11 protein-coding genes and 1 pseudogene (1 of these 12 only partly in view) are annotated in these 10,233 nt (G+C 65.5%); 5 read left to right on the forward strand and 7 right to left on the reverse strand.

Annotated features, from left to right (window positions below; translation table 11 throughout):
- The 4 genes from H5T60_04585 to tsaA all read left to right on the forward strand — a co-directional run.
- Positions 1 to 635 (forward strand): ABC transporter permease (locus H5T60_04585; protein MBC7241702.1); only part of this gene is annotated, 635 nt, incomplete at its 5' end.
- 5 nt (positions 636 to 640) lie between these two features.
- Entirely contained in the window at positions 641 to 1,531 is an 891-nt protein-coding gene (locus H5T60_04590; protein ID MBC7241703.1) for an ABC transporter permease, read from the forward strand.
- Positions 1,531 to 3,594 (forward strand): ABC transporter ATP-binding protein, encoded by a 2,064-nt coding sequence (locus H5T60_04595; GenBank protein ID MBC7241704.1) that lies wholly within the window; start codon positions 1,531 to 1,533, stop codon positions 3,592 to 3,594. Before H5T60_04590 ends, H5T60_04595 begins: the two co-directional genes overlap by 1 nt.
- 119 nt (positions 3,595 to 3,713) lie before the next feature.
- Positions 3,714 to 4,139: a tRNA (N6-threonylcarbamoyladenosine(37)-N6)-methyltransferase TrmO gene (tsaA, locus tag H5T60_04600; protein MBC7241705.1), complete on the forward strand. Its 426-nt coding sequence runs from the start codon at positions 3,714 to 3,716 to the stop codon at positions 4,137 to 4,139.
- Here tsaA and H5T60_04605 read toward each other — a convergent pair.
- From H5T60_04605 to H5T60_04635, 7 genes are all read right to left on the reverse strand, one after another.
- Positions 4,133 to 4,804, reverse strand: coding sequence for a phosphoribosyltransferase (locus H5T60_04605; protein MBC7241706.1), 672 nt, complete (start codon positions 4,802 to 4,804; stop codon positions 4,133 to 4,135). The two genes, tsaA and H5T60_04605, sit on opposite strands and share 7 nt — an antisense overlap.
- Positions 4,804 to 5,289 (reverse strand): TIGR00725 family protein, encoded by a 486-nt coding sequence (locus H5T60_04610; protein ID MBC7241707.1) that lies wholly within the window; start codon positions 5,287 to 5,289, stop codon positions 4,804 to 4,806. The genes H5T60_04605 and H5T60_04610 overlap by 1 nt, the downstream gene beginning before the upstream one ends.
- An 11-nt stretch (positions 5,290 to 5,300) precedes the next feature.
- A complete protein-coding gene (gene thpR, locus H5T60_04615) occupies positions 5,301 to 5,888 on the reverse strand; it encodes an RNA 2',3'-cyclic phosphodiesterase (GenBank protein ID MBC7241708.1) in 588 nt (195 codons plus the stop codon).
- 27 nt (positions 5,889 to 5,915) lie between these two features.
- On the reverse strand, positions 5,916 to 6,833 hold the full coding sequence (locus H5T60_04620; GenBank protein ID MBC7241709.1) for an AEC family transporter: 918 nt from the start codon (positions 6,831 to 6,833) through the stop codon (positions 5,916 to 5,918).
- Positions 6,834 to 6,876: 43 nt separating this feature from the next.
- Positions 6,877 to 7,239 carry a hypothetical protein gene (locus H5T60_04625; protein MBC7241710.1) on the reverse strand — a complete coding sequence of 121 codons (363 nt, stop codon included), beginning with the start codon at positions 7,237 to 7,239 and terminating at the stop codon, positions 6,877 to 6,879.
- A 120-nt stretch (positions 7,240 to 7,359) separates the two neighbouring features.
- Positions 7,360 to 8,073, reverse strand: coding sequence for a peroxiredoxin (locus H5T60_04630; protein MBC7241711.1), 714 nt, complete (start codon positions 8,071 to 8,073; stop codon positions 7,360 to 7,362).
- A 45-nt stretch (positions 8,074 to 8,118) separates the two neighbouring features.
- Positions 8,119 to 9,192: a HEAT repeat domain-containing protein gene (locus H5T60_04635; protein MBC7241712.1), complete on the reverse strand. Its 1,074-nt coding sequence runs from the start codon at positions 9,190 to 9,192 to the stop codon at positions 8,119 to 8,121.
- A gap of 311 nt (positions 9,193 to 9,503) precedes the next feature.
- Between H5T60_04635 and H5T60_04640 the strand changes: the two are divergent.
- Positions 9,504 to 10,233 (forward strand): annotated as a pseudogene (locus H5T60_04640) (hypothetical protein) (it continues 29 nt past the right edge of the window).

Raw genomic sequence — 10,233 nt, forward strand, 5'->3', positions numbered from 1 at the left:
GCCTGGCGATACTGCTGGGCATCCCTCTGGGCGTCTTTTCGGCCACCCATCCCGATTCCTGGCTGGACCGCATCCTGGCGCTGTTCTCGATCTCATTTATCACCATCCCGTCATACGTGGGTGGGCTGTTTCTCCTGCTCATCTTCGCCGTGCAGTTGCGGGCCATGCCGGCCATCGGCGTGGGTGAGCCGGGCAACATCCCGGATTACATCCGGCACCTGATCCTGCCGGCGGTCGCCCTGGCCATCACCTGGGTGGGGTACCTCGCCCGATTGGTGCGCGCCAGCATGCTGGAGGTGCTGAACGAGAACTACATCCGCGCTGCCCTGGCCGCCGGCATCCCCCTGCGCAAGGTGGTCTATAAGTACGCACTCAAGAATGCCCTCATCCCCACGGTGGCGGTGCTGGGCGTGGGCCTGGGCAACCTGATGGGCGGGGCGGTGTTCGTCGAGATCATCTTCAGCCGGCCGGGCATGGGCACGTTGATTTACAACGCCATTCAGAGCCGCAACTATCCCATTGTGCGCGCCGGCGTGCTGGTAGTGGCGTGCCTCTTCATCGTCGCCAACCTGCTGGCCGACCTGGCCTATACCTATCTCGATCCGCGAATCCAACTGGATAAGATGCAGGGTTAAGGACTATGGAATTCGTCATCAGACCTCGCAGTCGGGTACAAGTCTTTCTGGACCGCATCCCTGTGCTGGGGGAAGTGCTCCAGCGGCCGCTGGGCGCGCTGGGCTTCTTCATCGTCTTCATGTTCCTGGTGGCCGTGATCTTCGCGCCTGTCCTGGCGCCGTACGACTACGCCAAGCAGGATATCCCCAGCATGCTCCAGGGGCCTTCGCGCGCCCATCTCCTGGGCACGGATCACCTGGGGCGCGATCTGCTGTCGCGCATTATCTACGGCTCGCGCATCGCCCTGATCGCCGCAGTGCCCTCGGTGAGCATTGCCCTGATCGGCGGCATCATCCTGGGCCTGCTCGCCGGCTATATCGGCGGCATCGTGGATGACATCATCGTCATCATCCTGGACACCATCAAGGCCTTCCCCGCCGTCATCCTGGCGCTGGCCATCCTGGCCCTGCTGGGCCCCTCGCTGGTGAACGAGATCCTGGTCATCGGCCTGGCCTGGATCCCAGGGTATGCCCGCGTGACCCGCGCCCAGGTCTTCTCCGCCCGCCAGAACCTGTACGTCGAGGCAGAGCGTTCGCTGGGCGCGCCCAGCCGGCGCATCGTCCTCCAGCACATTCTGCCCAACATCCTGGCGCCCCTGCTCATCCTGGCCGCCATGGACCTGCCGGTGGTCATCACCTTTGAGGCCGGCCTCTCCTTCCTCGGCCTTGGGGTGCGGCCGCCCACACCCTCCTGGGGCATCATCCTCTCGGAGGGCTTCAACTTCATCCGGCAGACGCCCTGGCCCATCACCTGGGCCGGCCTGACCCTCATCATCACCACACTGGGGTTCACCCTGTTCGGCGAGACACTGCGCGATGTCCTCGACCCCCGGCTCATCGGCACCAGGAGGGCGTGATGGATCCGGTCCTTGACGTGCGCAACCTGGAAATCAAATACCATGTGCGGGACGGCACCCTCACCGCCGTCCGCAACCTGAGCTTCACGGTGGGCGCCGGCGAGATCGTCGGCATTGTCGGCGAGTCCGGCTGTGGCAAGAGCACCGTGGCCTCCGCCATCATGCGCCTGCTCCCGCCCAACGGCGTCATCAGCGCCGGCCAGATACTCTTCCAAGGCCGGGACTTATGTCGGCTCTCCCAGGAAGAGATGCGCGATATCCGCGGCAAGGATATCTCCATGATCTTCCAGGACCCGCTGACCTCCCTGAACCCGGTCTTCAGCATCAAGGAGCAGATGCTGGACGCCCAGCGCGCCCATCAGCCCAAAGCGGACACGAAAGAACTGCTGGAGCGCGCCGTGCGGATGCTGGAACGCGTCGGCATCCCCGACGCCGCTGACCGCATCGAGGATTACCCGCACCAGTTCTCGGGCGGCATGCGCCAGCGCATCATGATCGCCATCGCCCTCCTGTCGAACCCGGCCCTGCTCATCGCCGACGAGCCGACCTCCGCGCTGGACGTGACCCTGGAGGCACAGATCCTGGAGCTGATCCGCGGCCTGCGCGACGAGTTTGGCACCTCCGTGCTGTACATCACCCATGACCTGGGCGTGGTGGCGCAGTTGTGCGACCGGGTCATCGTCATGTACGCCGGCAACCTGGTGGAGGCCGGCGATGTCTTCCGCATCTTCCAGAGCCCCAAACATCCCTATACCCGCGCCCTCCTGCGCTCCCATCCATCGCACAGCCTGCGGGCGGAGCGCCTGCGCACCATCCGCGGCCGCGTGCCCAGCCTGCGCGACCTCCCGCCAGGGTGCAAGTTCGCACCGCGCTGTGACTACGCCACCCAGACCTGCCACCTGGAAGAGCCAGGTTACCTGACCATTGACGGGCAGGTCATCCTCTGCCACTCGTACCATCCGGAGCCGGCCGCGGAAGCGGTGGAGCTGATCCCGGGTTCGCACTCGCGGCGGGCAGTGGTGCAGGCGGTGCGGGATCGCGCCCTGGCGGAAAGCGATGTGGTGGTGGAGACGCGCGGCCTGCGCACCTATTTTTACGACACCGCCGGCCTGTTGGCGCAGTTGATGGGACGCCAGGCCGGCGCGGTGCGCGCTGTAGACGGGGTGGACCTGCGCGTCCATCGCGGGGAGACACTAGCCTTGGTGGGAGAATCCGGCTCGGGCAAGACCACCTTGGGACGCACCATCCTGCGGCTGGAACGCCCCACGGCCGGCCAGATCATCGTGGAGGGCCAGGACATCACCCACTGGCCGCAGTCCAAGATCCGCCCCCTGCGGGCGCGCATGCAGATGATCTTCCAGGACCCCATCTCCAGCCTCAGCCCCCGCATGAAGGTCTCCTCCATCCTGCTGGAGCCTTTCCGCATCCACCATGTGCCGGTGGAGGACCCGAAGAAAACGGTAGACGAACTGCTGGAGATGGTAGGGCTGTCGTCGGAGCAGGCCGATAAGTACCCGCATCAGCTCTCCGGCGGGCAGGCGCGGCGCGTGGGCATTGCCCGCGCCCTGGCCCTGCGGCCGGACCTGCTGGTGGCAGATGAGCCTACCGCCGGCCTGGACGTTTCCGTGGCCGCCGGCATCCTCAACCTGCTCAAAGACCTGCGCGAACAGCTCAACCTGACCTACATCATTATCACCCACAACCTGAACGTCATCGGCTTCATCGCCGACCGCGTGGCCGTCATGTACCTCGGCCGGGTGGTGGAGCTGGCGCCCACCGAACTGCTGTTCACTGCGCCCAAACATCCGTACACGGAAGCACTGATGTCGGCCATTGCCATCCCGGACCCGAGCCTGCGGGACAAGCGCCGGCGCATTATCCTGCAGGGCGAAATCCCCAGCCCGCGCAACCCGCCGGCCGGCTGTACCTTCCACCCGCGCTGTCCGTACGCGGAAAAACGCTGTGCGGAGGAAGTGCCCCTGCTTCGGCCGGTCAACGGCGGTGAACACCTGGCCGCCTGCCACTTCCCGGAGCGGGTGCGCGGCGGCGCCGTGTTCGCATAGCCGGCCGTACGGTTTCCCTGCCCCATACACGCGAACAGGTGGCAGTCCCCTGGCGGGCGGCTGTCACCTGTTTCATTTCCCGGGTATAATGGACACAGCAACCGTCAATCGCAGGAGGAATGGGACCGGTGGATATCGTCCTGTACCCTATCGGGTATGTGGAAAACGCGTTCGAGCAGATGACCGCGCCGGAGGAGATCGCCGCCCAGCCGTCCCGCATCGTGCTGGAGCCGGCCTATCTGGACGGCCTGCTGGGCCTGGACCAGGTGGAGAAGATCCTGGTGGTGTACTATTTCGACCGGGCGCACGAGGTGCGCCTGCAGTTACATCCGCGCGATGACCGGAGCAAGCCCCTGCGCGGCGTCTTTGCCACCCGCACCCCGTACCGCCCCAATCACCTGGGGGTGACGGTGGTCCGTTTGGTCCGGATAGAGGGGAACGTGCTGACAGTGGAGGGGCTGGACGCGCTGAACCGCACGCCCGTGCTGGACATCAAGCCGTTCGAGCCGGCCCTGGATGGGCCGGCGCCCGACCCGCATCACTGAGCAGCGCCCTGGCCGGCCCCTCGCCGGCGCTGGATGAGGCGGATCACTTCCTCATCGCTGACCTGGCGAAAGTCCTCGTAAAACTGGCCGACGGCCCAGAACTCCTCGGGTATCAGCGGACATACCACCTCGTCCGCCGCGGCGCGCAGGCGCTCGACCGCCGCCGGCGGGGCAACCGGCACGGCCAGGATGCGCCGGCGCGGCGCTTTCGTCTGGAGCGCCAGCAGGGCCGCCTGCACCGTGGCCCCTGTGGCCACGCCGTCATCCACCAGGATCACGGTGCGGCCCTCGATGGGCAGAGGAGGAAGCCCGCCGCGCAGACGCTGTCCCTGAAGCCGGCTGAGCGCCTGCTGACGCAGGGCCTCGCCCTCCACATAACTGCGGCTGATGCCCAGGCTTTCAATCAGCCGCTCGTCAATGTAGACCATGTCCTCGGCCACGGCCCCCAGGGCGAACTCGGGGTTCCCCGGCGCGCCGATTTTGCGCGCCGGCAGGATATCCAGCGGCGCCCCCAGTGCCTCGGCCACCTCGGCGGCCACCACCACTCCGCCCCGCGGGATGCCCAGCACCAGCAGGTCGGGTTGGCCCTTCCAGTGCTTCAGATGTTCCGCCAGCACGCGGCCGGCCTCATGCCGGTCCAGATAATACCCCCGCGACACATTCATCACCGCTTCTCCTCCAGCGCCCGCAGGACCCTTTCCACCGCTTCCTCCGGGGACCCTGCGGGAATGATGCCGGCGTCCGGGACGCCGTCCTTCAGCAGGGTCCAGGTATGCAGGCCCACCACCGGCTTCCCCATCCGGAGGGCCAGGGCGATTTCTGACAGGGTGCCGTATTCGCCGGCGACGGCGATGGCCGCCTCGCCGGCACGCACCACCAACGCGTTGCGCATCTCCCCCATGCCGGTCGGAATGACCACATCCACATAGGGGTTGGCGGCGCCCGGCTCATCCCCCGGCAGGATGCCGATGGTCAGCCCGCCGGCGCGCCGCGCCCCGCGGCAGGCCGCCTCCATGACGCCGCCCAATCCGCCGCATACCACGCCCCAGCCCCGCCGCGCCAGCTCATAGCCCACGCGCTCCGCCATTTCAGCGGTGCGCGCGTCGCACTGGCCGGCGCCGATGACCGACATCAACCGCAGGCGCGCCATCCCCGACCTCCTTACCTGCGTCCGGACAAGGGGGCCTCGCCCAATGGGGTATATATCGGGCCGGCCGGCCGCAGGTCACTGCGGAACAGGATCACCGATGTGACCGCCTGCTCTCCCAACTGCCCGATCTGGGTGCGCTCAATCAACTGGGATATCTCCCGCAGTTCCGCCGGCCGCACCCCATCCCGCACCCGCCCCAGCGTCAGGTGCGGGGAGAAGCCGCGTTCCTCCGGCGGGAATCCCAGGGGATGCAGGGCACGCTCCACCCGCATTTGCAGGGCCTGGAGCTGGCCGGTCGCTTCCCGCACGCCGGCCCACAGGACGCGCGGCCGGCGCACCCCCGGGAAGCACCCGAACCCCTCTACGACGAACGAGAAGGGGGGCAGGTCCGCCACCTCACGGCGCAGGGCGGCAAGGATAGGCTCCACCTGCTCGGGCTGAATGTCTCCCAGGAACTTCAGCGTCAGATGGATGTTGGCGGCCGGCACCCACTTCACCGCGCTCGGCGGCGCATCCGCCTGGAGCCGGCGCAGGAGCCTGTCCAGCTCCCGATGCAGTTCCTCTCCCAGAGCAATGGCGATGAACGAACGGATAGGCATGTTTCTTTCCTCGTTTGAAATTGCGCGCTATGTGATCAACGCCATGAGCACGGTCAGGGTGAGAGTGCTCGCCAGTGTGGTCATGAGCACCATGCCGGAGGCGTACTCCGGCGCCGAACGAAACTCCGTGGTGATGATGACGGAGGTGACGGCCGCCGGCATGGCCGACTGCAGGACAGCCACCTGCCAGGCGACTCCGCTGAGATGCAGAGCATTGGCCAGAAGGACGCCCACCGCCGGCCCGATCAACAGCCGCACCGCCGTCCCCAGCGCCAGCGTCGGCCAGTCCTTGTCCAACTGGGCGCGGGTGAGCTGCATGCCCAGCACCATCAGCAGGATGGGGACCGAGGCCTTGCCGGCCAGGTCGGTGGCTTTCACCAGGGGATCGGGCACGTGCCAGCCGGCGAGGTTCGCTGTCAGCCCCAGCGCTGTGGCGTACAGCAGGGGCAGTCCCAGGGCATCGCGCAGTGCCTCCGCCCAACTGCGGGAACCGCCCCCGCGCGAGGCAATCATCGCCCCCACCGAGCTGGTCAGCACGGCCGAGGGGATGAAGTACAGCGTCCCCAGGGCCAGGCCCAGCTCCCCGAAGGCAAAGTAGCAGATGGACAGCCCGTAGTTGCCGCAGTTGGTGAAGGCCAGCCCGATCATCATGGCACTGCTTCGGTCGCGCCCCAGCCGCAGTATGCGCGTCAACAGCCACCCCAGCGCCAGCATGACCAGGACAGCGAGGACGGAAATGCCGGCCATGCGGGCCAGGTCCTGGCGGGCCACCTGGGCCTTGACCATAGCGCTGAAGCCCAGGCAGGGCGAGAGGAAGTAGAGATTGGTGCGCGAGAGGGTGCGCACGTCGATGTCCAGGCGCCGCTGGAGCAGGTAGCCGGCGCCGGCGATGAACATCACCGGGGCGATGACCTCGATCAGGATGGAAAGCAGTTTGCTGACCACGATGATGGGCTCCTGCGGGGGATGGGAAGAGGATGGGGGCCTGTCAGCCGATGTCGTCGGTCGTCTCGCCGGCGGCTTCTCCCTCGGGCTCCTCCATATTGCTGTACAGCTCATACTCCGCCAGTTCGGGCGTGAATACCTCCAGCGCGTACTCGGGATGAATGCCCATGGTGGTGCTTAATTCCGCCAGGAGCGAGTCAATGAGCAGTTCGCGCCGGCGGTCATCCAGCGGGGCCACGATCTCCTTCCATAACAGCAAGGTGCCATACGTTCCATCCGGGGTGAAATGCAGGTCCAGCTTGCCGATGCTGACCGGGTTCAGGTTCTCGTCCAGGCGGTCCAGGTCGAAGAGGGCATACTGCTCCGATTGGGCGGTGCGCAACAGGCGCTTTTTGTGGAGGTTCATCCCGAATCCCTCACCGTGTGACGTGGGCCCATGATGACCCGCCGGCCAAGAGCTGGATCGGCGCTGCAGAAAGGGGTGAGTTGCCGACCGGGGCAACTCACCCCTGTGGTTCGCAAACCTTTAGAAAGCCATATCGGGTTTCCAGACCTCCCAGACCTTGCCGGCCAGATCCGGACCAGGTTTAAGGGTGGGTTTGCCGGGCTGCCATCCCGAGGGCATGACCTCCCCGGTGGCGCGGACGTGCTGGAAGGCCTTGATCTGTCGGATCAATTCGGCCACGTTGCGGCCCACTGCCGGCGTGAGCACCTCCATGGCCTGAATCACGCCGTCGGGGTCAATGATAAAGCGGCCGCGGATATCCACGCCGGCGTCCTCATCATACACGCCGTAGATGCGCCCGATTTTCCCGCCGGCGTCGGAGAGCATGGGATACGGCACCCCACCGGGCACCATTTTCGAAAGCTCCTGCTCCTGCCAGATCTTGTGGGTGAAGCGGCTGTCCACACTTACCGCGAGAACTTCGACATCGAGGGCTTTCAGCTCTTCATACTTGACGGCAACTGCCGACAGTTCGGTGGGTCAAACGAAGGTGAAATCCCCTGGATAGAAGCACAGAACGACCCAATGGCCTTTGTAATCCGACAGACGGATGTTCTTGAAGCCGCCCTGATGATAGGCATTGGCTTCAAAATCTGGGGCTGGTTTACCGACCCGTGCTAGCATGGCTGGTACCTCCTTTGGCGCCGCGCCAGTGGCGGCAGGTGTGGGTTCGGGAACAGTGAGAGGTCCCGCGGCCGGCTCCACACACGATACGTTGCCTTCCTTTTCTACCATATCCACCTCCTGGTAGTGAAGTAGAGTTAGCCCAGCACCGGGGGATCACCAGCGGTCGAGATCATCCTCATCATCGAGGAAGTCATCCTCTTCCTCATCTTCCCAATCTTCTTCCCAGTCCCAATCCTCCCAATCGTCGGACTCGTCCTCGTCGCCGGCGCCGCGCCGCTCCTCCTCTTCGACCAGCCGCAACAGCTCGTTGATCTCCGGGAACTGTGCGCCGAAGGTCAGCTCCTCCATGGCGTCCTGGGCCACGTCAAACAGGTCCTCGTCCTCGCTGGCGATGATATGCTCCAGGATGGCCTTGGCGCCCTTGCCGCCCACCTTGCCCAGGGCCAGCACCGCATCCCGCCGGATATCGAGGTCGTCCTCATAGTCCAGGATGCGGGCCAGCAAATCGGTGGCTTCCTGCAGTTCGAGCTCGCCGGCCGCGCGCACCGCCTCATGGCGCATCATGCGGTCCTCGCTCATCAGCTCCTGCATGATGATCTTGCCCCAGCGGCGGTCCGCACTGCGGCCCATGGCGACAATGGCGCTCATGCGCATGTCGGAATGATCATCCTCATAGGCGTCGCGGATGACCGCCTGGATATCCGGATTGCCGGAGAAGCCGATGGATTCCACCGCCCGCCGGCGCAGTTCCAGCGGCTCCTTGGGATTGTGGATGATGGTCAGCAGGGCCGACTCGATGGCCGCGGCCAGCGATGGCTCAATCTCATCAAATTCCGCCAGATAGACAAAGCGCCCCAGTCCAACGGCCACCGCACTGCGCACCGAGATATCCGGGTCTTCCATCAGCATGTGCAGGAAGGTGCTGGCGAGAGATTCCTCCTCGCATTCCCAGAGGCCCTCCACCGCTTTGCGCCGAATCTGGGGAAGCGGGTCGCTGAGGGCCTCGCGAAAGATGCGGTCGAAGCAGTACTCGAAGCTGTCCTGGGCGATCTGTGCCAGTGTGCTGATGGTGTTCAGGCGGATATCCGCCGGCAGTTCCGCCCATACCTGTCGAAATTCTCGCATTTGCTGGCGGTTCAAGTCCGACAACGCCCGAATGTCGGCCTTCCGCAGATGCCGCTCACCCTGCCGCAAGCGGAGCAAAACCTGTTCGAATGCATCACTCATACGTTCGCTTTGCATATACCCCTTTCTGTTCAGTACATCATTACCTATCTATGAGGGCTGCCACCGCGTTGGCTGTGGCGTGCCTGCTCCTTCGCTCCAACGCCGGGTATGCCGTGTTCCTTGGCTTTTCCAACTCATCAGTTATATTGTAGCACACAGAAGGGCCCCGGTCAATTACCTGACGCGATTTTCCGGGAGGAAAAGCGTGATTGGGCGCAAAGGGCCTGCATGATTGACGCCCCTCGCCTTTCATGGTATGATATGAGGCCGATTGTCCGATCCGATATCTACTCCCACTGCGAGGGGATACCATGGAAGCATATACCCTACAAGGCACGGAAGCCGAACAGCGAGTCGCCGGCTGGCTCCTGAACCTGTTCGCGCTGCGCGGCTTCAGCTTCGCACTGGACGCCGTCATCGAGTTCGAACAGGCGGAGCTGGTGAGCTACTTCATGGAGCGAGGGTTGGATTCCGACGAGGAGCGGGTGCGCGCCGCGTTAGAAGCGGCGGTCGCCGCCAACCCTCAGCTTTTCCACCGCCGGGAAACGCCGGCCGGGGTGGTCTACTGGGCGCGCAAGCGCGAGCTGATCCCGGCCCTGCGGCCGGCCGCGCCGGCGCCTACCGCTATGCCGTCCACTCCCAAACCCGCCGCCCCCAAAAAAGCGGCCGCGCCAGCCCCTGCGCCGGCGCCAACGCCGGCACCAGCTCCCGCCCCCGCGCCTGAACCCGCGCCCGAACCTGCGCCCGCGCCAGAGGCTCCGAAAGCCGAAGCCCCTGCGCCGGCCGCGGCCAAACCGGTGGACAGCCTGGGCGACCTGCCCGTGAGCCAGCGCTATCAACTGGCCATCCTGCTGGCGCTCCACCAGCTTGGCGGCCAGGCCAAAGCCGGCGACGTCATTGACCGGGTGCCGGCCCTGATGACCCTGCCCGAGGAGCACGAGGGCACCTATCTGCGCGGCTCCAAAGGCACGGTGGAGGAGCCGAAGTACGTGAAATATGTGCACTGGGAGCGGCGCAATCTGGTGGACCAGGGAGAGCTGG

Source organism: Anaerolineae bacterium (assembly GCA_014360855.1).
Taxonomy (GTDB): Bacteria; Chloroflexota; Anaerolineae; order JACIWP01; family JACIWP01; genus JACIWP01.

Bases quoted from the DNA above. Each gene is read 5' to 3' on its own strand.
- H5T60_04595 (MBC7241704.1), top strand. From the start codon at position 1,531: ATGGATCCGGTCCTTGACGTGCGCAACCTGGAAATCAAATACCATGTG.
- H5T60_04610 (MBC7241707.1), bottom strand. From the start codon at position 5,289: ATGGCGCGCCTGCGGTTGATGTCGGTCATCGGCGCCGGCCAGTGCGAC.
- H5T60_04625 (MBC7241710.1), bottom strand. From the start codon at position 7,239: ATGAACCTCCACAAAAAGCGCCTGTTGCGCACCGCCCAATCGGAGCAG.
- H5T60_04590 (MBC7241703.1), top strand. From the start codon at position 641: ATGGAATTCGTCATCAGACCTCGCAGTCGGGTACAAGTCTTTCTGGAC.
- tsaA (MBC7241705.1), top strand. From the start codon at position 3,714: ATGGGACCGGTGGATATCGTCCTGTACCCTATCGGGTATGTGGAAAAC.
- H5T60_04635 (MBC7241712.1), bottom strand. From the start codon at position 9,192: ATGAGTGATGCATTCGAACAGGTTTTGCTCCGCTTGCGGCAGGGTGAG.
- H5T60_04605 (MBC7241706.1), bottom strand. From the start codon at position 4,804: ATGAATGTGTCGCGGGGGTATTATCTGGACCGGCATGAGGCCGGCCGC.
- thpR (MBC7241708.1), bottom strand. From the start codon at position 5,888: ATGCCTATCCGTTCGTTCATCGCCATTGCTCTGGGAGAGGAACTGCAT.